The following is a 23,483-nucleotide window of genomic DNA, read 5'->3' on the forward strand; positions in this document are numbered from 1 at the left end:
TTTTATTCAATACGTTGAAAAGGTGACTGATGAAGAGGAATCATCTGCTTTTCTAAATGATTCTTTGTGACTTCATTTATGAACTTTTCAGGCTCTTACAGTTATTTTTAACTTATATTACATTCTATCTTGATCAGGTTAGCCAAGGTTTAGGTTAGCCGATGCTAGTGGTAAGTATTATTTCACTTGGTATTACCTAGCTTACTAGCAGAAAATATTGAGAGGTATGTTAATTAAAATGAATAAAATTAAACATAAGACCATTGCTCAGCTTGTCGTTGAGCAACTAAGAGAGAAGATTATTTGCGGTGAAATTAAGCCTGGGCAAAGGATTAATTTGGATAAAATAGCCAATGAATTTAACATCAGTAGAAACCCTGTACGAGAAGCACTTTTGCTATTAAAAGGCGAGGACTTTATCACCATGGAATCTAATCGAGGTGCGATTGCTAAAATAGTCGATTCAGCCCATGTTGATGAGTTGTTCTCGGTAAAAATGCTACTTGAGTCCGATCTTTTGGCTAACTCTATTGTCAATTTATCTGAAAGTAAGCTTAATGAAGCAAAAGATATCCTAAACAAGCTGAAAGACGCCGATAATGTCAATGATTGGAGCGAGCTATCTACGCAATATTACGATTGTTTGTATTCTGGCAGCGAACGTCCTGAAACCCAAAAAATTCTCAATTCGTTAAGGCGTAAAACTGAGCGTTATAGTCGACTTTATTACTCAAAGTTTCATGGCGATAAAGTGGCAGTCAATAGTAAAGTTTTACAATATTGTCTTGAACGAAAAACAGATAGAGCCGTTGCAGAGTTAAAATCGCATTTGCTGGCGAGAAAAAATGAGATAAGACAATTATTATGACCAGAGCAGCAAAGTACACCTGAGTTACAATTAATATTGCTTAATTGAAGTGTATATTGTATTTTTTGAAGCTTTGTTATTCAATTTTGAAGGCTAGCTATGAAGTTTAAATTAAGTTTATTATCTACTTTGGTGCTGCTTGGAGCGTGTGCGCAAACCAGTACACCAAGCACATCTCAAAGTACAGCGGTTAATAATTCAGTTGCAGTAATGCAACAAGACTTAACAAGAGTGCAAGCTATTCCTGCACCTACTGACATGGTGGCTGATGTAGTAACCAATGCTCGGGTTTCTACGGTGAACCATATTGATGTTGCTTATGTAGGCAAACAAATCCCGTTCACTTTTAGTGATGGCAAAGTTGATAATACCGAAGGTTTTGACTGGTATGTAAGTAAACACTTTGCTTTAAAAACAGACTATCCAGCAGAGCGAGCAAAATTCTTTTTAGAGTTGCTAGAGCTGTCCTACCCATATTATGTTGAATATTTTGGTATGGAGCCGGCAAATATTGATCAGCAGCGTATTGCTTCAACCTATGCCACCAGTAATGATAAGTTGCGCACTGCCATGTTTGATGATGGCTTTAATCGCGGTATTCACCATACCGCTGGTGGCGAAGCCATGTACTATAACTGGGTAGGTTATAGTTTCCCAACAGAGCGTCCGCAGCATCAACGTTATATTGCGATTCATGAAACCATGCATTCTTATCAAATGGCACTAGGTAATTACCCTTGGACACCTTCATGGCATGGTGAAGGTTTGGGTGATTCTGCCGCAAACCATAACTTTAATAGCAAGAAAAAGCAGTTAACCGTATTTGGTCATGATGTGCCTATTTTTGACATGATGAGCTGGGGACTGGCCTCATATAAAAAATATCAACAACCTACTATCGTCGATATTCACAACCGTAAACGTTTTGACCGTGGTTTAAATGTGCTCTTTACCCAGTTTATGTATAACAACCCTGAGTACTCTCAATATATGAAAGTTTATCATCAGGAAATTATGCGTTTACAAACCGATAGCAGAGCCAAGTCGCTTGAAGTTTTGCAAGCTGTTGTACCTGATTGGGCTGAGTTAGAGAGAAACTTTGCCGCTTGGGTCGCTGATATCGATGAAACCCATGTGGTTGCAAGTCGTGGTCAGTGGGAAATGGATGGCAATATGTTTTATAAGCGTAAGTCAAATTATGACTATGCGCCGCAGCGTGTTGGCTTTACTATGACACCGGCAGAGCAGCCAAGCTACCGTCCATTTATGATAGATTTCCCATCGCCTGATGCTAGCGATTTATTATTACCCGCTAAGCGTGGTGTCGAACAGCCAACACTTGCCTACTTGCTTACTTATAAAAAAGCGAGTTTAGCTCAAGGTAAATTAGGCATGTCGTTAGGTGTGAAATCTACACAAGAGAACAGTCAAGCAAAAGCAAAAGACTACCGAGGCTGGAAAGGTGCTAACACTGACTTAGATGAGCAGCTACGTATTGAAGTAAGCGCTGCTAGTAGCTTAATTATTGATGCACGCAACTTAAACGGTGAAAAGCGTGTGGTTGATTTACCAAGCGATATTAGCGCAAGTTTAGCTAAACAAGCAGAGCCTGAGTTAGGGGTTTCTATCACCATAACCAAGCAGCAGTTAGTGATCACAGTAAAAGCTGATGATGCGAAAACTTTTGTAGTGAAAGAGCCAATTTCGCCTGAGCAGTATGATGCTTTAGTTAATCGTAACTTTGGCTTGGTTTCATCAGATAATCAACATGGTATAACGCCATATATTGACGATGGACGAGATTTAAATCCAAATAAAGCAGATTACTCGCAGCAAACCGCAGCCAATGCTTGGGGCTTTAAAGGTGATAAGCTAGCACAACGTTTTGCTCGTGCAAATTGGAAGGCGGGCAAGCAAACGCCACAGTCATGGCGTGATGCTTTTAATCGCTTAAATAAAGCGGCATTAAGCCCTAAAACGGCAGATAGCGAAATTAAAGCGGTTGTGGCAAGTATGGCAAAACTTGCGGCAGATGGTGCCAAGCTTAATAACGCACTTGTTGAGTTATCTGGTGTTCAGTTGCAAGTAGATTGGTTAGGCGCAAGCACTAAAGCGTTGAAGCAATACGCTATTATTACCAACCACAGCCAAGAAGATGTACAAGCTAAGGTGAGCTTTACTGTTGCAGGTACGCAATCAGCTGAAACTTCTGTGGCGATTAAGGCTGGTGAAAAGCAAACAGTATTGGTACCAGAAAGCTTATTAGCGAAAGGTAAAATGGTTTCTACTCGCCTTAATTACCAGTGGCATAAACAAGCTATAACTCAGCAAATTGAGCAAAAAACCAAAAAGTATAATGGCTATCAGCTAGCCAGTATTGATGGCAGTTATCAAGACGACAACTTTACCGTAAATGCCATGTTGCATGGGCCATTTGCAGGTAAAACCCAAGGTGAGATAACGATTGATTTATACCATAGTGGCAAAAAAGAAAGCGCAAGTGAGAAGTTTTCAATTAAGCCGTATCAAGAGTTAGCTTTTAATCATAAATTTAACGTGACAGAAAAAGAGTTAGAGCATGATGCTTGGTATGAAGTGAGCGTTGTTGCTGAGGTTGATGGCGAGCCGGTATTAGTAAGAAAGCGTTTACCTTACGTGCCAGCGAAGTTTAACCGCTAAGATTGAATAATTCGTAGGGAATAACCCGCAGAGCTTAATAAGCCGATAGTAAAATAACCTTGCTATCGGCTTTTTTAGTTTGACTATTTGGGCCAAAGTTTTTAATTCAGCCAGTTTGATTTTGATGGTAAGTTAAATACCAAGATAATTAAATCAATTTGGTATAAGGCGGTGTTATGAAATATTTAGGCAGTTGTCATTGTCAAGCAGTAACCTTTAGCGTGGAATGTCCAGAAGAGATAGAGGTGGAAGACTGTAATTGCTCTATTTGCAGCAAAGTTGGCTTTTTACATTTAATTGTACCTAAATCGAAATTTACCTTATTAACTGGTGAAGACAGTCTGACCACCTATAGTTTCAATAGTAAGGTAGCTAAGCATACCTTTTGTAAGGTCTGCGGTTGTAAGCCTTTTTATATTCCCCGCTCTAATCCTGATGGTGTCGATATTAATCTGCGCTGTTTAGATGAAAAGCCTAAGTCAGTTAAGGTTGTCGCCTTTGATGGCCAGAATTGGGAAGCTAATGCCGAGAAGTTAAAGCACAAGAGCTTGGATGTGCAATAGCAGGCGGCAAAAAATAACAGTGGATGGCGCAAAAGTGGTTTTTTGCTATGCAACTAATAAATAGGTCATACGCGCTGTCGACAATAATTATGGCTGAGTGCGGTTAAAGTAACGCTTGATAATGGCTTGGTATTCTTCAGTGGTTTTGACTTGCTTTAGCATGTCATTGAATTCATCACGTAGTTGCTTATCATGAAAAGCGACGCTTGAAGGTACTTGTGGAATCAAATTAAACTCGTCAAAAATATCATTTCTCTTGTCTTCGCTTGATTGAAAATAGAAGTAATAAAAAACGTATTTATCTAAAACGGCATAATCAAAACGCTCTTTATAAAGTAACTGGGGAATGACACTCATATCGTTCACTTCATGGTAATGACTTTGTTGTGAAAGCATAACGAACTCTTCGCCGAAATAACCTTTTGCCCCTTGAAAGGTGATAATGGAGTGACCTGCCAAATCTGTCAGACTTTTTGGCGAAAATTCATTTTTAGCCAAAGAAAAAACAGTAGGTAAATAGTTAATAATGGCATTAGAACTATAGATCCCTGGCTTGTCTTCTTGCCAAAAAATAGGGGTTGTTGCATCTAACCTGCCTGCGTGCACTTCAATAGCTGAGCGTGCTAAGCCGAAAAAATGAAAGTTGACCTGATAGCCTAATTTATTTAAAACAAGGGCGGTGATATCTAAATCAATGCCCTTATTTTTGCCATTAATTGTGTGTGGTGGCGCTTCACTAGTGCCTATGGAAATAGTTTTTTTTGCACAAACCAGCTGCGGTGTGAGTAGATAAGTTATTAGCGCAAAGCTGACAACAGCTTTCATATTTTGTCCCTCCTTAACATCAAGATTTAGTATAGCAGGGCTTATTTTCGCTGATTAATATTGGAGTTAAAGGCTAAGCTTTTCTTGCAAACGATTGATTTGTAGCGCTTGCACCTTATTGACTATATCGGCGAGTTTATCTAACCCGCCCTCTACATAGCCAGTCACCTGATATTGAAAGCTTATTTTGGTTTTATCTGCATCAATATGGGTAAATTTCCACGCCATACCGCCATGCACTCCCAGCATTTGTAATGGACCTAGACCACCTGTCATACGTACTTCTTTATTAGGCTCTACATAAGTGACTAACATGTGAAGTGCTTGCTTATCACCTTCGATTTCACAAAAACAGCCGCCAACTTTAGCGTCTATGGTTAAGTTCTCTGACTTGCCAAACCAGGTGTGATCGGGATGCCACCATTGACTTACTTTTAGAAACTGTAGATAAGCTGTCTCTGTATCAACAGGTACTTGTACTTCAATGTTAATAACAAAGCCATTATCAGCTTTACTAATAACTTCACTGTGACTCGCTGGTGAAATAACGAGTAAAGCGATAACCAATAATTTTATTACTATATGCGTGTGTAACATGAATTTTATCCATTATTTCATTTGCGATTATTTAAAGCGTTAAATTTTTGCTGCATTTGTTTTTTACCGCCTAACTTAGCAAGGGATTGTGGGTTAGGGCACACAAGTAAAGCGCCACTTTTTAATTGGCTAATATGTTGATTATTAAACTGGGCTAAGTTACTTTGATATATGGCTATCATGGCGCTATAGACATCAGTACTCCACTCTAGCTTGTAGCGACTGGCAATACTCCACAAGGTCTCATTATTATTCTTTCTGGTTAATAAGCACTGCTGTTTTTGCGCGTTAATACCCGTTTGGGTGACAACGGGGGGAATATCATTTTTAATGCTTGTCGTAGCAAAGTTGTCATTGGGTTTGATTGCACTGCTGATAATTGTTTTATCAGATGCTAATGTCGCACGCTCTTTTGATAACGGGACCTCTTTAACCTTGAGCCATTGACTACTGTTTTTTTCATAAACATTGATTCTAGCAGGTAGTTTTAGTGCCATGCTGCCTTTAATTCGCAGCATGTAATCATTTAATCGTTTAAATTCTAGCGGCCATTCAGCATTTTGACTCACTAAGGTAAATTTAATGGGCTTGGCTCGTTGCTCAACAATATTCAACTTTATCGAAAGCGCTTGCTCGCCTGAGGACTCAATTTCATGCAGGCTTATGTGCTTTATCTTGGCAAAACTTGATGCAGAAAACAGCGCTGATAACAGGATAAAGACAGAGAGTTTTTTTTGAACAACCATTGAGTACCCGTAAACTATAATGCTAATTCATTAACATTAGCATTAAATTCAATTGACTTTAAAGAGTAATTTATATGCGGATAGCTGTTTTCACTCTTTGCTTAGTTAACCCTTCACTGCGTTATTGATTTAACATGGTGACAAGGTATAGTCAGTTTAGGCAGTGTTAAAAACTTAGCTAAGTGTTTAGTTCTGGGGAGGCTAGTTGTTTATGCGATTAATAGATAAATTGATTTTTGGCTTAAGCTTAATTATCGCGCTACAAGTGCCGCAGTTGGCTGATCATTATCAGCAGTTTATTTTCGGCCTTTATCAGGCGACTCACGCGCAAGTATTAGGGTATCAGCAAACAGCCCGTTTACATGAATATGAGGATGTGAATGCCATGATAGCTCATCATTTGCAAAATGATGTTAAAAGCGTGCGTACAGATGCCCAGCAAAAGCTTGATACCTTGGCACTACATCAGAGTTTAATTGAGCTTAATCAGGTATTTGAAACCGGCAACTTAATTGAAAAAGCTTATACCATGTTACAGCCAGCGCATTTTTCCTATTTAGAGAAAACATTAACTCATTTTACTTTGGGCGTGCCTTTATCTGCTAACGCGATTGGCTTTAGCGTAGTATTTGCCTTATTGTTAAATTTAGTGATTACTTCACCTGTGTTGCTGTTTACTTATGTTAGAAAACGCAGACAAAGAGCACATGCCCTTATGCCAAGCAAAGAAAAACATGACTAATTGGACAGGTTTGTTTTACAATCTAAAAATCTCGCTTTTATGTTGAACTTTATCATGCTTATTTCTCGTACTCGCTTTGTTGTTATTGCTGCCACTTGCTTGTTTTTGTCTGGTTGTGCGGATAGTGTTTTTGTTAAAGCGCCGCCAGCTGATGTTAAGAAATTAGTGATATTACATACCAATGATCACCATGGTCGCTTTTGGCACAACGAGCAAGGCGAATATGGCATGGCAGCAAGAAAAACCTTGCTAGATAAATTAAGGGCACAAGCAAAAGCGCAAGGGCAAGAGGTCATTTTATTATCGGGTGGCGATATTAATACCGGTGTACCTGAATCAGATATGCAAATGGCTGAGCCTGATTTTAAAGGCATGTCGTTATTAGGTTATGATGCCATGGCGATTGGCAATCATGAGTTTGATAACCCTCTTTCGGTGCTAGAGAAACAACATGAATGGGCAAACTTTCCGCTGTTATCTGCCAATATTATTGATAAAACAACAGGGCAGTATGCCTATCAAGCAACGAGTGTCATTCAAAAAGGTAATATCAGTATTGCCCTTGTTGGTTTAACAACAACGGATACTGAAGTTATTGGTAATCCAGAATATATCTCTCACTTAGCATTTACCAACCCAGTTGCTGCTACGAAAAAAGCATTGGCAGAAATTCGTGCAGCCGCAACGCCAGATATCACCATTGCCGTGACCCATATGGGACATTTTACTGATGCTAAACATGGTATTAATGCTCCGGGTGATGTCACCTTAGCAAGAGGCATGGCGCAGGGCGAGCTCGATGTTATTATTGGTGGTCACTCGCAAGAGCCTGTGTGTATGGCGCAAGAAAATCAAGCGCTAACTGACTATCAACCCGGTGATAATTGCACGCCTGATAAACAAAATGGCACTTGGATTATGCAAGCGCATGAGTGGGGCAAGTACGTTGGTAAGGCGGAATTTGAAATAATTAATCAAGAGGTAAACCTGGTTTCTTATCAGTTAATTCCTGTTAATTTAATTAATAACAAGCATAAGCAAACTGATGGCGTGCAAGAGAAGTTTGTTGGTGGCGAGCTTGAAAAAGATGCTGATATTTATCAATTTTTATTGCCGTATCAGCAAAAGGGTGAAGGGAAAATTCTTAAGCCAGTTGGCTCAATTAATGGCAGATTAGAAGGTGACAGAAGCATTGTACGCTTTCAACAAACTAATTTAGGTCGCTTAATTGCAGCAGCGCAAATGGCTAAAGTCAATGCGGATTTTGGTATTATCAGCTCAGGCGGTATTCGAAATTCTATTGATGCGGGTGAGGTTAATTATAAGCAAATCCTCTCGGTACATCCGTTTAAGAACCGTATTGTTTATGTTGATATGTTAGGTAAAGAGCTAGAGCAATATCTCACCACAATTGCGAAGTATCCACCTGATTCAGGCGCTTATACTCAATTTTATGGTGTCTCTTTGCAAAGCGTTAATGGCCAAATTAAAGATATCCGTATTCAAGGGCAACCGATAGCAGCAAATAAGCAGTATCGCTTTAGTATTAACTCTTATAATGCCGCAGGTGGTGATGGTTACCCTAAACTACTTGAACATCCAGGTTATGTGGCAACTCATTATATTGATGCTGAAGTGTTAAAAGAGTTTATCAGTAACAATAGCCCTATTGACGTTACTCAGTATGAGCCTAAGTAACTGAACAAAGACGTTATTGAGCTTGTTGTGCTAGCCAGTTAGTAGCTAACAGGCCATAGTCATATTGATCTGTCCATTCGCTGCCCAATAGGTAGTGCTGTTTAAAGTGAGCTTCACGGATAAAGCCGAGCTTCTCCATCACTTTATATGAAGCAATATTTCTCGGATCGCACTTAGCAACCAGTTTAACAAAGCCAAATTCTTTAAAAAGAAAGTCGATTAGTAATTGGCAAGCTTGGGTGCAATAGCCTTTTCCTGAGGCAGTTTTAGTTAGTCGATAGCCTATTTCTGCACGCTGATGCGTCCAATCTTCAATATTAAATGCAATCTCTCCGATAACTTCATTATTGCTAGCTTGGCAAATAACTAAGCCATTCCAGCGACCTTGACTTAATTGCCATGGGCTACTCAGTTGCTCAACCATTTTTAATGTGGTGGCATCGTCTTCTGCAGGCCTAATATACCTACAATTCTCTTCATCTTGTCGATAAGCCTTAATGGCATCAAAATCACTTATTTTGCCTGTACGTAAATAGATATGCTCAGCCTGCAATGTCGGTGCTGAGAACTCACTATTTTCAGTGATAGTTAACATAGTTTTACTCCTTTAAATTTTACTTAACACACCTTAATAATGAATAGCTAACCATATGGTTTCTGTATCAGGCTTGGTCCAGTGAACGCGATGTTTTTGATGCGCTTTAATATTAATACCAATTGAATTAACTATTTGCTCATTCAGCGAGATTTATAAGGCTTATAGGCAAGGCATTGATTGCGGAGAATGGTTATTCCCTTATCAAAATCAATAACACAGCATATATGCCTTTTAAACTCGCCCTTGGGAGCTTGTCAGGAAGATGATAATTTTACAAATTTCTTTGCTGGAGAATGACTACAGCAGCATAAATTTGCTTTATTCTCACCTCCCTGACATAGCTCTGAACTGGTCAAATAATTATTTCATTTGGTATAAGATAATCACCTTGCTTTAGTGTGATACTTGCTTGATTTTCAAAGGCAATGATTGCACTAGCTTTTAGCACAATAAGCCATTCATTTTGCTGTTGATCATACCAAAAATCTTCCGGGCTGGTTTGCCCTTTAGAGATGATGCGCTCTATTTTTAAGTGTTTTGTTTTAATGAGGTCTTCAAAGACTTCTTCAGATAAATCATCAGGTAAGTTATTAAAAATATTCATAGTCATTGCTTGTCACTTTTTTACCAGCATAACGCAAAAAAATACCTAGCCATAGTGGCTAGGTATTAGTCGCTAGGTATTTTTATGGTTAGTTTGTATTTTTTGATTTAACTATGGCTGCGATTTGCTCTAAACCAATAGGCTAAGTACAAAAATACGCTACCCACTGCGATACCTGCGAAGCTGACTTTATCGGCAAAAATAGACATAGGAATGGTCGATACCGTGACTTTATTGTCTACATATAACTTAACTGCTTCGTTATCAATGGCAAAGTAATTAGTTAGTGCGTTGACAAAGAAGCTGGAATCAAAATTGAAGTATTGCACGATAAATGATTCGATCAATATGATGAGTACTACAGGTACTATTGCCCATAAAAATGGCGCCTTGTTGGCGTAAATAGAAACCAACATTAACCAAGCGTAAACAGGGAATAGCCATAAGCTGTATGGTATCAAGCTTACCCACATACTTAATGTATTGCTGATAATGTCGCTGCTAGCCCATAAGCCCCATAATGAAATATCATGGCTTATTGATATGACTGAACATAGTACAAAGCCTGCCAGTAAGAATAGGGCAAGTGTTATTGTTGCTGCCAGTAAAAATATACCGGGTAATATTAATGCGCCAACCAATAGTTTTACGCCAACACTCATGGCATCGGAAACCGGTAAAGAGCGCCAAAATAAAATGGAAAGATCACGCCTTTCATCAAATAAACAGGCAATAAAGTAGTAGAGCTGAACTAAAGTCGCAACCAGTAAAAAAGGGGCGAATAAGGCAGAGACAAAACTATAAAATATTTTGCTAAACATAGCTCTATTTTGCGCTTCAGCTAATTGCTCCCATCTGCCAAGCCAGTAACCATTGGCAGAATCAGACAATAAATAAGCCGCTATGGGAGCTAAGATGATCAGAGCGGCAATGGTTATAGGTAGCCATAAAAAGATCTTTTTGTACTCCCACATTTCTTTTTGAATACTTGTTTTTATTTGTAAGATATTCATTAGCAAGCCTCCTTGGTCATTACACCAACAAATATGTCTGCCAAGCTTGGTGAGCTTATATGACCTAATGCTGAAAGTTGTGCATCATTGGCATTATCAAATAACATGGTAGTAAGCCCCATAATGCTATTAGCCGTTAGTGGCTGTAAATCTTGTGCTTGTGCGAGGTTCTCATGATTCACTGCAACCAGTTTAAAGCGTTCTTTAATGCGCTCTGTACTGTCTGATAACACCACTTTGCCTTCTTGAATAAAAGCGACATCAGTGAGAATGTGTTCAATTTCTTCTATTTGATGTGTGGTGACGATAATGCACTTATCTTCGCTATAAAAGTCTTCTAATAAGTGCGTGTAGAACTGGCGTCTTGTTAAAATATCTAGCCCCAGTGTTGGTTCATCTAAAATAAGTACTTTAGCGTCGATAGCTAAAATTAATGCTAAATGAACTTGTACTATCATGCCTTTAGATAACTGTTTAATTTTAGACTTTTTGGCAATATTGGTTTTCGCGAGAAAAGCTTCGGCTTTTTCTCGATCAAAATTAGGGTGAACACCAGCCATGTAAACTAGGGCTTGTTCAACTTTCATCCATTTAGGTAATACGGCGACGTCGGCGATGTAAGCAACGTCTTTTAGCATTGCGGTGCGCTCTTTATTGGGGTTATAACCTAAAACATCAACGCTACCTTCAAAATCAGTTAACCCTAATATAGCCTGAAAACACGTGGTTTTACCTGCGCCATTAGGGCCAACTAACCCTAAAATTTGCCCTGCTTCAATCGTCAGGTTGACCTCATTTACGACCTTTTTATTATGGTATTGTTTGCTTAAATTGTTCGTTGTGATCAATGTTGTCATTACTTATCCTCCGTAATGTTGGCAAGTAACTCAGCAGCTGACAGTTGCAACCTAGAGATTTGCTGTTTTATTTCTGGCCACTGCTTGGTTAAAAAGGCCTCTCTTTCTCTTGCTAGCATAATTTCTTGGGTTCCTTGTTTTACAAATAGACCTTTACCGCGTTGCTTTTCTATTAGATTTTCGTCTTGCAACATTTGATAAGCTTTTGAAATGGTTATCGGGTTTAGTTGATATTGTGCCGCCACACTTCTTACTGAGGGGAGCGCTTCACCTTCTTTGATATAGCCATCTATTATCCTTGAAACTACTTGCTGATAGAGCTGCAAGTAGATGGGAGTTTCATTATTCCATTGTGCTGTCATGTCATCGCCCAAGTACTTTTTATAAATTTGTATATAGTGTTATACATCACCAGCACACCTAGAGCAAATTAAATTGTTAGCGTAAATGTAAAAAAGTATGTGAAAGGCCGTATTTTACTGCCTTAATTTTTACGCTCTTAACAACAGCTAGCTGGTTTTAAGTCAGGCTAATCTTGTACGCCAGCAATATCACCACGCATTACTGGGTAGCCTTGTTGCATCCAGCCAAAAATACCTTCCCATAGTACAGCGGTGCGTGTGTAGCCCTTGGCTCTTAACTTGTTGATGGTGTAGTCAGCTGCCGCCCTTGGACATGAGCAGTAGGCAACAATTTGCACATCTTTAGGAATGCCTTTTACCGTTTCATCAAGGTCAGCATAGTAGGGAAAGGGCACAGAGCCTTCAATATGGGCGGTTTGCCAAACAGATGTTACCCTAGTGTCCAGTAACACCATTTTCTTTTTGTTTGTCAGTGCTTGATGTAAATCTTTAGAGAGCACATACATATCATCTTTAAGGTTAAAGTTTGGATCTGTACCTTGTTTATTAATAACATATTCGTCCGGTGTTGGTAGGGCACGTAATATGGTGGTGTTGTCTTGCCAGCCAAGCGCTTTACTGCGTAAAAATGCGGTAATGCTATTAATATCTTGACTAGAAAGTTTGTCTTTAAAGGCCTGCATAGGAGTATCTTGGCGGCCATTTTGAATCGCGTGGCGAATAAACTCATCGGTGTTATGTGCCAAGGCAGATTGATTACCTAGTGCTGGTGCGGTAACACCTTCACCTTCTTTGCCGTGGCATGTAGAGCACTCTTGTTGATAAAGCAGTTCACCTCGTGGTATGTCGCCATGCACAGGATTGGTGGTTAATGCTAAGCGATCATAGCCTGCTTGTTCAAATAACCAGTAGGTTAAATCCCATGTCTCATCGAGTGTCATTGGGCCACCCACTTCATCTAAATAGCCACCCATTGCCGTGCCAACCCGACCATATTGCATAGGGCGTAATATGGCGTGCGGAACGCCAGACTCAAGCAGGCTTTTGCTACGTAGTGATGGCGCATGATCGTTGGCATGCCCTTGACGATCTTCGCCGTGACATAGTGCGCAATATTTCTGGTAATTAGCGGCGGCAACTTCAGCCTGCTTTGTTGTTAATTTTCGTGGTGGCGGTAATGTGCCCACCTCGTCTGAGCTAGCGTAACTTACTGGTGTAATAAAGAAAATAGCTACTACGACTGATAGGGCGGAAGTAATGCTGAAATATTTCATGAGTGCTTTTAATTGTTGTTGAATGCTCTGCGATAAGCCTATAGGGCATTCAATTAATGTTCAATAAGATTACACTGCTTGTAACAAATTTTTCAGCACTTGATTACCGACACATGCACTTAGGTTTGCCTTTATTTTGCCTGCCCATAGAGGTGTTCGGCGCGATTAAACATAAGCCATGAGGTGACGACATACTTGTCATTAGAGATAGGGATATGACCCTTGTGGGTATGAGTAAAACCTGCTGGAAATATAATAAGGTTGCCTTTTTTTGGCTTGGCTTTGATTTGTTGATAGTGAAACTCAGTTTCACCACCTTCTTCTACGTCATTGAGGTAATATAAAAAGGCTAACACTCGGTGTAGTGGTTTATTATCTGGCAATTGCGGATAAATCTCTGAATGCCAGTAATGGTAGCCACCTTGGCCTTTATCATATTTTTGTACGGTAAAACCATCATACCTAAAGACATATTGAATCAGTTGATCAAGATAAGGTAAACCGACTTCATGAAAGTTATCTTTGGTTACTTTGGTAGGCTCCCCTGTTTTAGGGTGTGTTACCGTAGGGTTTAATGCCGCGATAACTGCTAGATAGTGCTTTTCTAAATATGCGCGTAAGTGTGGGTAACTGGATTGAATAATTTCTTGTTGTAGCTCCTGCCAACCTTCGCGGTGAATCATAGATACGTCATGGCTATCTTTTAATTTGATATCGACACCGCTACCAACCCGCCCTTTAGTTACTTGATTGCTACTTTGATGACGACTGATGATTTTGTCACAGAGTTCATTCGTTAGCGCATTTTCATATACTTCAATAAATTGAGTCATTTTTTCTTTGTAATAGTCAATGACCATCACACCTTTGTAATTATTATTGTTACTGAATGTTAACATATCATATTGCCTACCGAGTGTTCTAGGCTGATTTTTCTTTTAACTATAGTTGTATGTTAATTGATTGTATCTGGTCGTACCTTTGTTGCTTGCTGTGATTGATGTACGTTTTACAAGGTGCGCAGTGGTTTTTGTTGTCGAGTTTGTAATATTTCTAAGTGATAAAAATTAATATTGCATTAAATGTAATTTAAATGTTAATGTTTTGTTGCAAATTATTACAAAATAATAAGCAACATAAAAAAACTGATAATTATAACTACATACTCCAGGACTATTTATGTCATATAAAAATAGATTAACCAAAACAGTCGTAAAAACATCGTCAGTAGTAGCTACTGCCAGTGTTTTGGCTTTAGCCGTATCTAACGCACTTTATGCGGCAGAGCCAAAAGGCGTGCAATTAACAGATAGCTTGTTAAAGGCGAGCCAAACCTCAAACCTTCCTAAACGTTATATTGTTAAATATAAGCAAATAGGTGCTGTAAATTCATTTGCTAATAACAGTGCAGAAATGGCTGTGCGCAATACAATTAACGCACTTGGCGCAAAGGTTAAAGGTCAGTACCCAAACATTAATGTGATTTCAGCGGAATTGAGCGAACGTGATGCGCAACTTTTAGCCCGTGATAGCAATGTTGAGTACGTTGAAGAAGATTTGCAGCGCCGTTTTATGGCGCAAACTATGCCTTATGGCATTGAAATGGTACAAGCAAGCCAAGTTGATGACAGTGTTGCCTCAGCATCTGCAGGTGGTAAAAAGATTTGTATTATTGACTCAGGTTTAGACTTACCGCACGAAGATATGGGAACTCGTGGTGGTACAATTTCAGGTACAAATGATAGCGGTACAGGGAATTGGTATGATCATGGTGGTCCACATGGTACACACGTAGCAGGTACTGTTGCTGCACTTAATAATGGTATTGGTGTACGTGGGGTTATTGGTAGTGATCCAAGTATGCATATTATTAAAGTATTTAATGAATCTGGCTGGGGTTACTCTTCTGAGCTAGTGAGCGCTATTAATACTTGTGCTAATAATGGTGCAGACGTTATTAATATGAGTTTAGGTGGTACAGGCTCAAGTACCACGGAGCGAAATGGTATTAAAGCCGCTTATGATGCTGGCGTGTTATTAATTGCAGCAGCGGGTAATGATGGTGTGGCTTCAAGCACTACCGATGTTGAAAGTTATCCAGCTTCATATGATTCAGTGGTTTCGGTAGCCGCAATTGATAGCAATAAAGCACTCGCGGATTTTTCACAAAAAAATAGCCAAGTAGAAATTGCTGCCCCAGGTGTTGATGTTTTATCGGCATATCCTGAAGGTACTGGCTCTGTGGTTGAAGTGAGTGTCGCTGGTACAGGTTATTCAGCTAACGCTATGGAGAACTCAGGCTCTGCTTCTGCAAGCTTATATGATTTTGGTACTGGTGAAGCGACAGACTTTAGCGCCTCAGGTAGTATTTGTTTAATTCAGCGCGGTAATATTTCTTTCCACGATAAAGTTAAAGCGTGTCAAGACAGCGGTGGTGTCGGTGCCATTATCTATAATAATGCTGCTGGTAGTTTTGGTGGTACGTTAGGTACATCTAACGCGACTTCTATTCCTGCGGTAACTGTATCTGATACTGATGGCGCAGCTATGCTCGCTAATGTAGGCAGCAATGCAAGTATCAATATTGGTGCGGGTAATTACGGTAAGATGAGCGGTACTTCAATGGCGTCGCCTCATGTTGCTGGTGTTGCTGCATTAGTATGGAGTCATCACCCAAGCTGTAGCAATGTTGAAATCCGTAATGTATTAAATGCCACAGCAGAAGACTTAGGCAGCGCGGGTCGCGATGTTAAGTTCGGTTACGGTTTAGTACAAACTAAAGCAGCTATCGACTATATCAGTGCAAATGGTTGTGACGGCTCTGGCAACGGTGGCGGCACAGGTGGCGGTGGTACTACGCCAACAGAAGGTGTATTAGAAAACGGTGTAACCCAATCTAATATTGCTGCTGATAAAGGTAATGATGTTGTCTTTACTTTTGATGTGCCAGCTGGCGCAACAGACATTAACTTTGCTATGAGTGGCGGTACAGGTGATGCTGACTTATATGTAAAATTTGGCTCAGCACCAACGGATGATCTTTACGATTGTCGTCCTTGGGCAAATGGCAACAGTGAGTCGTGTACAGGTACAGATACTGATGGCACTTACTATGTTCGTGTTAAAGCTTATAGCAGCTTTGATGGTGTTAACTTAACTGCATCGTACACTGAGCCAAGCACAGGTGGTGGCGGTAACGTTTCACCAATTAATGAAACTGTGACTAATATTTCAGTAGATAGAAGAAGTTGGACACGTTACACCTATGATTTAGCGGCGGGTTATGATGACTTAACGATAACGCTAGTTGGTGGCAGCGGTGATGCTGATTTGTATATTACTCAAGGTCAGCAATCAACACGTTCAAGCTATGATTGTCGCTCTTGGAACAACGGTAACGATGAAAGCTGTTCATTCTCAGCACCGGCTGAAGGTAGATGGTATATCGATATCTATGGTTACTCTGCTGCTTCAGGTTTTGATTTAAACCTAACAGCAACACCAAAATAGCATTGTTTGTTTACTTATAAATTAATTGGGCAACTTAGGTTGCCCTTTTTTGTATCTGCTTCAAACGTATAGGACAATTGTGATAAATTATCAGGAATTTATTAGATAATGAGTATAAACAATATGATGAAATTAAAACTTGGCTTGGTGGCATTCGCCATTTCGCTAACAACGGCCTGTGTTTCAGGCAACAGTGTTGATAAGGACGCGCAATTGCTTGCTAAGGCAAAGAGAATCCATAACAACGCCATTGTCTTAGATACTCATCATGATTTTAGTTTGGCAGACTTCTCTGAAGAACAAAACTATACCATGCGTCTTAGAAGTCAGGTTAACTTACCTAAAATGGATGAAGGTGGTTTAGATGTTTCTTGGCTTATTGTTTATACCAGCCAAGGAGAGCTTAATGAGCAAGGCTATGCTAGGGCGCATAAACAGGCTTTAGCTAAGTTTGATGCTATTCATCGCCTTACCAGTGAAATTGCCCCTGATAAAATTGAATTAGCATTGAACTCTGATGATGTACGCAGAATCGTAAAAAGCGGTAAAAAGGTTGCCATGATTGGCGTTGAAAATGGCTATCCAATCGGCACAGATGTTGGCAATGTGAAGAAGTTTTATGATCTTGGCGCTAGGTATATGTCGATAGCACATAATGGTCATAGTCAGCTAAGTGATTCGAACACCGGCGAAAAAGATAGAATTTGGTTACATAATGGCTTAAGTCCGCTGGGTCGTGAAGTGATTGCTGAAATGAATAAATGGGGCATGATGATTGATATCTCACACCCATCAAAACAAGCGAATATGCAAATGATGCATTTATCAAAAGCCCCAGTAATTGCATCGCATTCAGCAAGTCGCGCTTTGTATGATCACAGTCGTAATTTAAGCGATGAAGAATTATTGGCTTTAAAGAAAAATGGCGGTGTGGTACAAGCAGTAGCATTTCGTTCCTACATTGATGGCGATAAAAGCAAAGCCTTTAGTGAAGCTAAAAAAGCCATTTATCAAAAGTATGCTGATCAAGTAGGCTTTGAGATTATCAGTTGGGATGAACGTAAGTTGTGGCCTGAACAAGAGCTGCAAGCATATCGCAAGGCATTTAATGGTATACGCGATATTGCCAAAGTTGACATAGATAAAGCGGCAGCCTCAATAGAACAAGTAACGGTTAGCGACTTTGTTGATCATATTGACTATATGGTAAAACTTATTGGTATTGACCATGTTGGCATCAGCTCAGACTTTGATGGCGGTGGCGGCGTGCAAGGCTGGAATGATGCCTCTGAAACCTTCAATGTTACCTTAGAGTTAGTAAAACGTGGCTACAGTGAAGCGGACATTAATAAACTTTGGAGCGGTAATTTATTAAGAGTACTTGATGAGGTACAAGCTGTAGCGAAAGAAATTCAAGCAAATAATTAACCTTTTGAACAGGTAGAACGGCTATTTTGACTGCTTGTGCCTGTATTATAATGGCTAAATTGAAAAGCCTTAGCAGGTTAACTGCTAAGGCTTTTTTATTCGCTTTTTATAATGAACTACTAACCTAGAATGGCATAGGGTGCTGTTTAAGAATATTACTAATTTCAGTTAATACTTCATTAGATAAAGGCTCACTATAAGCAGCAATATTTTCTTCTAACTGCGCCATGGTGGTTGCACCTATGATAGTTGATGTGACGCCGTTTACTTGGTCACACCAAGCCAAAGCAAGTTTGGCAGGGCTAATATGATGCTGGTTAGCTAAGTCGACAAATGCTTGCACAGCGTTATGTGCTTGTGGTGTATCTCTAAATAATCCGTTGCGCTGCATAAATGTCCATCGACTACCGGAAGGTCGTGCGCCATTTAAGTATTTACCTGTTAGCATGCCCGTTGCTAAAGGTGACCAAGGCAAATAGGCAATATCTTCATGGACACATTGCTCTATTAGGTAAGGCCAGTCTTTGCTGTGCAATAAGCTGAACTCATTTTGAATAGAGACCATACGTGGCAGGTTGTGCTCTTTGGCAAGTGATAGGTACTGGCTTATACCCCAAGGGGTATCGTCTGATAAGCCGCAGTACCTAATTTTTCCCGCTTTAACGCAACTATCTAATCCTTGCAAAATATCTAGCATAGTTTCGCTTTGCTCTAGCGCATTAACTTCTGTAAAGGCAATACCATTAGGCCAGTGATTAGCAAAATGAGGTGATTGCCGGTTTGGCCAATGCAGTTGGTATAAATCAATATAATCTGTTTTTAGGCGCTTTAAAGACGTATCAACTGCTTGAATAACACTCTCGCCTGAAAGAGGAGAGCCCTCTCGAATATATGAAAATCCTGGCCCAGCAGCTTTGGTTGCTAGTACGATTTCTTTGCGTCTAGAAGGATTTGCTTTTAGCCAGTTGCCTATGATTTCTTCGGTTTTACCGTAAGTTTCTTCTCTGGGAGGAATGGCGTACATTTCTGCTGTATCAATAAAATTGACTCCTTGCATTTGGGCATAATCAAGCTGCAAATTCGCGTCTTGTTGGTTGTTTTGCACACCCCAAGTCATAGTGCCTAAACAAATACGTGATACTTCAAGACTGCTGCTACCTAATCTTACATATTTCATTGGTTATCCTTATCAGCTGTTTTAATGATTTGCATCATGGAGTTAAGTCACCACTTTATCTCAAATGTGATATATTGACAGTGAATTTTTATTAGTCAGTTAGTTATACTAAATAAAACGGTTTGAGTTGATAGGTATTTTGTAAAGGTTTTTTATGCAAAAGCACGGGCATTATCATATTGAAGTTATTGGTAACATTCTGATAAGTCGGTTTTATGGTGCTTGGAATTACGAACAAACTAAGGCCTATCAGGAGCAAGTTAAACTTGAAGCCGCCGATATTATTAGCTCGCCATGGGCAAGAATTGTTGACCTAAGTCAGTGGGAAGGTGGTGGTGAAGAAACCATCGCTCCATTGCTTATGTTGCAAAAATGGTCTGAGCAACATAACTGCCAATTTGTCATCTTTGTTAACCCGCCACTGGTGCCAGCATTTATGTTGGAAAAATATGGTGATCCTTACGGTGATTACAAAGTCGTTGACTCAATTGCCGAGGCAATTAGCTGGGCTAAATCTTGCTTGGCTAAATAAATTTATCTTTATACCAAGTGAAATAATTATTTGACCAGTTCAGAGCTATGTCAGGGAGGTGAGAATAAAGCAAATTTATGCCGCTGTAGTCATTCTCCAGCCAAGAATTAGATCATGTTGCTCAACATTATGATTTAACAGTAACCGTACCACAGCATGCCCAAGACGAAGTTGGTGTTGCAGGGGAGTATAAACCGACTACTACATGCCTTTGCTAACGGCATTATTGATGTTCGAACGATTGCCAATGATATTAACGGCTTAGTTGATGTTTTAGGGCGATCTTCAGAAAATGCTGATGAGCAAGTGCAATTATTAAATCAAAAAATTGATTCACTGCTTGATTCCATGTTGACGCTAGAAGCCCAGATTGAAACAGGCTTTAAACAATCTCAAGAAGCGTCGATTAAAGCCAAGCAAGGTGCCAAAGAGGTAGAGCACGGTGCTAAGCAAGTGGCAGATACCTCTTCTGGTATTGCTTCGCTTGCACAAGACATTGAAAGTTCAGCAGAAATGTTAGTTGAGCTTAGAAAGTCAGGTGACTAAGTCTCAACTGTGGTCGGTACAATTGCTGAAATTGCCAATCAAACCAATTTATTAGCGTTAAATGCTGCTATAGAAGCAGCAAGAGCGGGAGAGTCAGGCCGAGGCTTTGCTGTGGTAGCAGATGAAGTGAGAACCTTAGCGACACGCACCCATCAATCTACCATCGAAATTAATACTATGCTTGAAGCGATAGTTGCATCCATTTCTCAAGTGGTTACCTCCATGGAAAATAACCAACTTCATGCCAACCAAGCGGTGGAATTATCACAACAAACGGTAGAAGCACTGTCATTAATACAAACCACTATTTTGTCGTTAAGTGATGATAGTCATGAAGTTGCTGGGCAGGCTGAGCAGTCACACCATCAAGTGGTTGATATGAGATCTTGGGTTGAGCATTTTAAAACAGTAGGCGATGCGGTATCGAAGGGCAGTATGGAAACACGCGATACCTCGATGAGAATGACAGAGCTAGCGACTAGCTTTAATCAATCTGTCGCGAGATTTAGGACTTAATTATCGGGGCTTAATCACATTGACCAAATCAGTGATAAAGAGCCGTAGCCGTGCCATGTTTTTGCATCACTGGTGTAATCTTTTGTGTAGCCATTAAAGCTCCAATCGATGGCAAAGCTTGATAAAGACCAAATAAACCCTAACGCTACTTTTGCTTGTTGGTGCTGAACCTTAACGTAGGATTGATAAGGTAAGTCTCCTTCAATGGATAGATCATTAAAGCGATAACCTCGCTGCACTTTGGTATAGGCAATAATAGCACTGCTATCAACTTGGCTAGTTATATTACCAAGTTGAGCATAATGGCTACTTAGTCTGCCAAAAGTATTCGCTAGATTGCTGCCCCAGCGCAGCATTAACCCTAGGTCTGCCTGGCTTCTAAAATTACCTAGCTCAATATGGCTATAGCCACTGATTTCCCAATCGGTATTGGCAATACTTGCTTGTCGATAAAGCAAAGTGTCAACTTCATAAGCAAGCTGTACCGTGAGCTGCTGTTCAATTTGATATGACCAACCCTTTGGCTTAGATGCATCACGCCAATCATGTATGTACTTTTGTACTTGTTTTGCTCCTGAGGCCGGGCCTGTAACGCCAATAGCAAACCAGTTTTTTTGCGCATAGTTGCTTTTATAGCTGCTGGTATGACTTTCAAGCTGTAATAGACCAGCATAGGGACGATCATAGGGTTGGGGGCTAGTGATCTTTATTTCATTTGGCGTCCACATTCGCTGATTAAGTTTAATACCGTAGCTATTTTGGCTATTACGCTGTGAAATTAAAAAGGCATGTTGCCAATGAAACCATAACGGTAGTTTTTGTTGTCTCAGTGTTAAATCAGTTATAGGGGCACTTTCCCAGCCTAAAGCTAAGGCATTGGTGTAATTGCCATCTTGAGCAAATGTCGCGTCATTTTCTATTTGTGCATGCCACTGGGAGGCTAGTGCAGGCGCTAGTACAAATAAAGTGCAAGCTACAAGGAGAAATAGTTTTGCAAAAAAGAACTGAAAATAGAGCATGCTAAATCTTACCGCTATCTACTACCTTAATTATAGTGGCAAAAATTATGTAATGATTTGAGGTGAGAAAACTTTACTGTCTACTTTTAATGGGCGCTTTTATAAGCTAATGCCACAAAGTGTTGTGAAAGCTATAAGTTAGCTATTGAATCATTGCAGAGAATAGCGCTGATTGATAACTCCATTAATTTTATCCTAAAAACTATCCTTTCGTTTCGTAAGTGATATTTACAAAATGAATGCTAAATATTTTGCTTCAAAGGTTACAAATGAAAGTTTTTGTGTAATAATTCAACTGTGGTAACAATTGTTGGAGGCTATTATGGCCCATGAGGAAAGACGTACTATGTCACAAAAAGCAGAAGCGAACTTAGATAACCTTTCAAACGAGCATGAATCAACCTTACAACAGTTAGCTGATGCTAATCGTGAAATTGAAGAGCTTAAGCTACAAATTGCCTGGCTTGAGCGTTCATACGAGTAACAGCCTAGCTAGGTAACTAACCTAGAAAATTTGCCCTTTGATTATAAAAAAGCAGATATAGTGAACTATATCTGCTTTTTTGTTTGCCTTGCCTATAAGCCTTTTAACTCTCGCTGAATGAACAACTAGTTAACTCAATTGGTATAATTCCTATTTCATTCATGGCTAAGTTGTTTTCATTACTCAGTGAACATGCTATTTTTGCCACAATTATTATGATTTCAATAACTACCTTTAATTAGCAAAGGTTTTATTTAAGGATTTAGTATGCCAAAGGCAAGTGAAATAAAGAAAAATGCAGCCATAGAACATAATGGTAAAGTGCTTATTGTTAGAGATATTACTCGCTCAGTACCTCAAGGTAGAGCAGGTGGTAGCCTATACCGTATGCGTTTATACGATGTGGTTACAGGTGGTAAAGTTGATGAAACATTTAAAGCAGAAGATATGCTAAACCTAGCTGACTTGAGCCGCAGACCTGCGATGTTCTCGTACCTAGATGGCGATGAGTATGTTTTCATGGATAACGAAGACTATACCCCGTATAACTTGAATAAAGAATCTATCAGTGAAGAAGTACTTTATATTAATGAAGACACGGAAGGCCTTTCAGTCATCATAGTTGATGGCAACCCAGTAGGTATTGATTTACCGGCTAGCGTTGAATTAGTGATCACTGAAACTGATCCGTCAATAAAAGGCGCTTCAGCAAGTGCGCGCACAAAGCCTGCAACGTTATCAACAGGTTTGGTTGTTCAAGTACCTGAGCACATCTCTACTGGTGATAAAATTAAAGTGAACACCGCTGAGCAGAAGTTTATGGGACGTGCTGATAAGTAACGCGC

General features: G+C 39.8%; 23 protein-coding genes and 1 pseudogene. 12 read left to right on the forward strand and 12 right to left on the reverse strand.

What is annotated here, in order from left to right; all coding sequences use genetic code 11:
- Positions 1–238 precede the first annotated feature (238 nt).
- From EMK97_RS17220 to EMK97_RS17230, 3 genes are all read left to right on the forward strand, one after another.
- Positions 239–868, forward strand: a complete 630-nt coding sequence (locus tag EMK97_RS17220; protein WP_170176803.1) for a GntR family transcriptional regulator — start codon at positions 239–241, stop codon at positions 866–868.
- Positions 869–967: 99 nt separating this feature from the next.
- Entirely contained in the window at positions 968–3,547 is a 2,580-nt protein-coding gene (locus tag EMK97_RS17225) for a hypothetical protein (RefSeq protein ID WP_130604022.1), read from the forward strand.
- 176 nt (positions 3,548–3,723) lie between these two features.
- Complete coding sequence (locus tag EMK97_RS17230; RefSeq protein ID WP_130604023.1) at positions 3,724–4,110, forward strand: GFA family protein; 387 nt, start codon at positions 3,724–3,726, stop codon at positions 4,108–4,110.
- Positions 4,111–4,197: 87 nt separating this feature from the next.
- Here EMK97_RS17230 and EMK97_RS17235 read toward each other — a convergent pair whose 3' ends face one another.
- From EMK97_RS17235 to EMK97_RS17245, 3 genes are all read right to left on the reverse strand, one after another.
- Positions 4,198–4,935, reverse strand: a complete 738-nt coding sequence (locus EMK97_RS17235; protein ID WP_130604024.1) for a substrate-binding periplasmic protein — start codon at positions 4,933–4,935, stop codon at positions 4,198–4,200.
- Positions 4,936–5,001: 66 nt separating this feature from the next.
- On the reverse strand, positions 5,002–5,532 hold the full coding sequence (locus EMK97_RS17240) for an SRPBCC family protein (protein ID WP_130604025.1): 531 nt from the start codon (positions 5,530–5,532) through the stop codon (positions 5,002–5,004).
- Between the two features lie 17 nt (positions 5,533–5,549).
- Positions 5,550–6,278, reverse strand: coding sequence for a FimV/HubP family polar landmark protein (locus EMK97_RS17245; RefSeq protein ID WP_130604026.1), 729 nt, complete (start codon positions 6,276–6,278; stop codon positions 5,550–5,552).
- A gap of 211 nt (positions 6,279–6,489) precedes the next feature.
- Between EMK97_RS17245 and EMK97_RS17250 the strand changes: the two genes are divergently transcribed.
- Both EMK97_RS17250 and ushA read left to right on the forward strand, forming a co-directional pair.
- Positions 6,490–7,020 carry a DUF2937 family protein gene (locus tag EMK97_RS17250; RefSeq protein WP_342774609.1) on the forward strand — a complete coding sequence of 177 codons (531 nt, stop codon included), beginning with the start codon at positions 6,490–6,492 and terminating at the stop codon, positions 7,018–7,020.
- A gap of 39 nt (positions 7,021–7,059) precedes the next feature.
- Entirely contained in the window at positions 7,060–8,718 is a 1,659-nt protein-coding gene (gene ushA / locus EMK97_RS17255; protein WP_246028824.1) for a bifunctional UDP-sugar hydrolase/5'-nucleotidase UshA, read from the forward strand.
- Positions 8,719–8,731: 13 nt separating this feature from the next.
- Here ushA and EMK97_RS17260 read toward each other — a convergent pair whose 3' ends face one another.
- The 7 genes from EMK97_RS17260 to EMK97_RS17295 all read right to left on the reverse strand — a co-directional run bounded on the left by EMK97_RS17260 (position 8,732) and on the right by EMK97_RS17295 (position 14,259).
- Entirely contained in the window at positions 8,732–9,313 is a 582-nt protein-coding gene (locus EMK97_RS17260) for a GNAT family N-acetyltransferase (protein ID WP_130604028.1), read from the reverse strand.
- A gap of 355 nt (positions 9,314–9,668) precedes the next feature.
- Complete coding sequence (locus EMK97_RS17270) at positions 9,669–9,920, reverse strand: cupin domain-containing protein (protein ID WP_130604029.1); 252 nt, start codon at positions 9,918–9,920, stop codon at positions 9,669–9,671.
- Between the two features lie 107 nt (positions 9,921–10,027).
- The gene (locus EMK97_RS17275) at positions 10,028–10,933 is read right to left on the reverse strand and encodes a hypothetical protein (RefSeq protein ID WP_130604030.1); all 906 of its coding nucleotides are present in this window, start codon (positions 10,931–10,933) and stop codon (positions 10,028–10,030) included.
- Positions 10,933–11,790, reverse strand: coding sequence for an ABC transporter ATP-binding protein (locus EMK97_RS17280; RefSeq protein ID WP_130604031.1), 858 nt, complete (start codon positions 11,788–11,790; stop codon positions 10,933–10,935). Before EMK97_RS17280 ends, EMK97_RS17275 begins: the two co-directional genes overlap by 1 nt.
- A complete protein-coding gene (locus tag EMK97_RS17285) occupies positions 11,790–12,152 on the reverse strand; it encodes a GntR family transcriptional regulator (protein ID WP_130604032.1) in 363 nt (120 codons plus the stop codon). Before EMK97_RS17285 ends, EMK97_RS17280 begins: the two co-directional genes overlap by 1 nt.
- Positions 12,153–12,319: 167 nt before the next feature.
- Positions 12,320–13,426 carry a c-type cytochrome gene (locus EMK97_RS17290; protein ID WP_130604033.1) on the reverse strand — a complete coding sequence of 369 codons (1,107 nt, stop codon included), beginning with the start codon at positions 13,424–13,426 and terminating at the stop codon, positions 12,320–12,322.
- A gap of 131 nt (positions 13,427–13,557) precedes the next feature.
- Positions 13,558–14,259, reverse strand: a complete 702-nt coding sequence (locus EMK97_RS17295; RefSeq protein ID WP_130604528.1) for a 2OG-Fe(II) oxygenase — start codon at positions 14,257–14,259, stop codon at positions 13,558–13,560.
- A 346-nt stretch (positions 14,260–14,605) separates the two neighbouring features.
- Between EMK97_RS17295 and EMK97_RS19390 the strand changes: the two genes are divergently transcribed.
- Together EMK97_RS19390 and EMK97_RS17305 are read left to right on the forward strand one after the other, a co-directional pair.
- Positions 14,606–16,936, forward strand: coding sequence for a S8 family serine peptidase (locus tag EMK97_RS19390; protein WP_130604034.1), 2,331 nt, complete (start codon positions 14,606–14,608; stop codon positions 16,934–16,936).
- Between the two features lie 108 nt (positions 16,937–17,044).
- Positions 17,045–18,364, forward strand: a complete 1,320-nt coding sequence (locus EMK97_RS17305) for a dipeptidase (RefSeq protein ID WP_211342251.1) — start codon at positions 17,045–17,047, stop codon at positions 18,362–18,364.
- Between the two features lie 124 nt (positions 18,365–18,488).
- Here EMK97_RS17305 and EMK97_RS17310 read toward each other — a convergent pair whose 3' ends face one another.
- The gene (locus EMK97_RS17310) at positions 18,489–19,541 is read right to left on the reverse strand and encodes an aldo/keto reductase (protein ID WP_130604035.1); all 1,053 of its coding nucleotides are present in this window, start codon (positions 19,539–19,541) and stop codon (positions 18,489–18,491) included.
- Between the two features lie 154 nt (positions 19,542–19,695).
- On the opposite strand from EMK97_RS17310, the gene EMK97_RS17315 reads away from it, so the two are divergent.
- The 3 genes and pseudogenes from EMK97_RS17315 to EMK97_RS17325 form a co-directional block, all read left to right on the forward strand.
- Entirely contained in the window at positions 19,696–20,073 is a 378-nt protein-coding gene (locus EMK97_RS17315) for a hypothetical protein (RefSeq protein WP_130604036.1), read from the forward strand.
- A 156-nt stretch (positions 20,074–20,229) separates the two neighbouring features.
- Positions 20,230–20,619, forward strand: coding sequence for a methyl-accepting chemotaxis protein (locus tag EMK97_RS17320; RefSeq protein ID WP_130604037.1), 390 nt, complete (start codon positions 20,230–20,232; stop codon positions 20,617–20,619).
- A gap of 21 nt (positions 20,620–20,640) precedes the next feature.
- Positions 20,641–21,135 (forward strand): annotated as a pseudogene (locus EMK97_RS17325) (methyl-accepting chemotaxis protein); the annotation flags it as partial.
- Positions 21,136–21,149: 14 nt separating this feature from the next.
- On the opposite strand, the gene EMK97_RS17330 reads toward EMK97_RS17325, so the two are convergent.
- The gene (locus tag EMK97_RS17330) at positions 21,150–22,154 is read right to left on the reverse strand and encodes a lipid A deacylase LpxR family protein (protein WP_130604039.1); all 1,005 of its coding nucleotides are present in this window, start codon (positions 22,152–22,154) and stop codon (positions 21,150–21,152) included.
- A 322-nt stretch (positions 22,155–22,476) separates the two neighbouring features.
- Here EMK97_RS17330 and EMK97_RS19085 point away from each other — a divergent pair, with 322 nt between their 5' ends.
- Complete coding sequence (locus EMK97_RS19085; protein WP_170176804.1) at positions 22,477–22,638, forward strand: hypothetical protein; 162 nt, start codon at positions 22,477–22,479, stop codon at positions 22,636–22,638.
- A gap of 267 nt (positions 22,639–22,905) precedes the next feature.
- Complete coding sequence (efpL, locus tag EMK97_RS17335; protein WP_130604040.1) at positions 22,906–23,478, forward strand: elongation factor P-like protein EfpL; 573 nt, start codon at positions 22,906–22,908, stop codon at positions 23,476–23,478.
- Positions 23,479–23,483 lie beyond the last annotated feature (5 nt).

The organism is Litorilituus sediminis, from assembly GCF_004295665.1.
Lineage (GTDB): Bacteria > Pseudomonadota > Gammaproteobacteria > Enterobacterales > Alteromonadaceae > Colwellia > Colwellia sediminis.

What these genes read in the sequence shown, in the direction of transcription:
- EMK97_RS17250 (WP_342774609.1), top strand. Translation starts at nt 6,490, where the DNA reads ATGCGATTAATAGATAAATTGATTTTTGGCTTAAGCTTAATTATCGCG.
- EMK97_RS17275 (WP_130604030.1), bottom strand. Translation starts at nt 10,933, where the DNA reads ATGAATATCTTACAAATAAAAACAAGTATTCAAAAAGAAATGTGGGAG.
- EMK97_RS17310 (WP_130604035.1), bottom strand. Translation starts at nt 19,541, where the DNA reads ATGAAATATGTAAGATTAGGTAGCAGCAGTCTTGAAGTATCACGTATT.
- efpL (WP_130604040.1), top strand. Translation starts at nt 22,906, where the DNA reads ATGCCAAAGGCAAGTGAAATAAAGAAAAATGCAGCCATAGAACATAAT.
- ushA (WP_246028824.1), top strand. Translation starts at nt 7,060, where the DNA reads ATGTTGAACTTTATCATGCTTATTTCTCGTACTCGCTTTGTTGTTATT.
- EMK97_RS17260 (WP_130604028.1), bottom strand. Translation starts at nt 9,313, where the DNA reads ATGTTAACTATCACTGAAAATAGTGAGTTCTCAGCACCGACATTGCAG.
- EMK97_RS17270 (WP_130604029.1), bottom strand. Translation starts at nt 9,920, where the DNA reads ATGAATATTTTTAATAACTTACCTGATGATTTATCTGAAGAAGTCTTT.
- EMK97_RS17225 (WP_130604022.1), top strand. Translation starts at nt 968, where the DNA reads ATGAAGTTTAAATTAAGTTTATTATCTACTTTGGTGCTGCTTGGAGCG.
- EMK97_RS17315 (WP_130604036.1), top strand. Translation starts at nt 19,696, where the DNA reads ATGCAAAAGCACGGGCATTATCATATTGAAGTTATTGGTAACATTCTG.
- EMK97_RS17235 (WP_130604024.1), bottom strand. Translation starts at nt 4,935, where the DNA reads ATGAAAGCTGTTGTCAGCTTTGCGCTAATAACTTATCTACTCACACCG.
- EMK97_RS17290 (WP_130604033.1), bottom strand. Translation starts at nt 13,426, where the DNA reads ATGAAATATTTCAGCATTACTTCCGCCCTATCAGTCGTAGTAGCTATT.
- EMK97_RS17320 (WP_130604037.1), top strand. Translation starts at nt 20,230, where the DNA reads ATGCCCAAGACGAAGTTGGTGTTGCAGGGGAGTATAAACCGACTACTA.
- EMK97_RS17240 (WP_130604025.1), bottom strand. Translation starts at nt 5,532, where the DNA reads ATGTTACACACGCATATAGTAATAAAATTATTGGTTATCGCTTTACTC.
- EMK97_RS17285 (WP_130604032.1), bottom strand. Translation starts at nt 12,152, where the DNA reads ATGACAGCACAATGGAATAATGAAACTCCCATCTACTTGCAGCTCTAT.
- EMK97_RS17220 (WP_170176803.1), top strand. Translation starts at nt 239, where the DNA reads ATGAATAAAATTAAACATAAGACCATTGCTCAGCTTGTCGTTGAGCAA.
- EMK97_RS17295 (WP_130604528.1), bottom strand. Translation starts at nt 14,259, where the DNA reads ATGACTCAATTTATTGAAGTATATGAAAATGCGCTAACGAATGAACTC.
- EMK97_RS19085 (WP_170176804.1), top strand. Translation starts at nt 22,477, where the DNA reads ATGGCCCATGAGGAAAGACGTACTATGTCACAAAAAGCAGAAGCGAAC.
- EMK97_RS19390 (WP_130604034.1), top strand. Translation starts at nt 14,606, where the DNA reads ATGTCATATAAAAATAGATTAACCAAAACAGTCGTAAAAACATCGTCA.
- EMK97_RS17280 (WP_130604031.1), bottom strand. Translation starts at nt 11,790, where the DNA reads ATGACAACATTGATCACAACGAACAATTTAAGCAAACAATACCATAAT.
- EMK97_RS17330 (WP_130604039.1), bottom strand. Translation starts at nt 22,154, where the DNA reads ATGCTCTATTTTCAGTTCTTTTTTGCAAAACTATTTCTCCTTGTAGCT.
- EMK97_RS17305 (WP_211342251.1), top strand. Translation starts at nt 17,045, where the DNA reads ATGAGTATAAACAATATGATGAAATTAAAACTTGGCTTGGTGGCATTC.
- EMK97_RS17230 (WP_130604023.1), top strand. Translation starts at nt 3,724, where the DNA reads ATGAAATATTTAGGCAGTTGTCATTGTCAAGCAGTAACCTTTAGCGTG.
- EMK97_RS17245 (WP_130604026.1), bottom strand. Translation starts at nt 6,278, where the DNA reads ATGGTTGTTCAAAAAAAACTCTCTGTCTTTATCCTGTTATCAGCGCTG.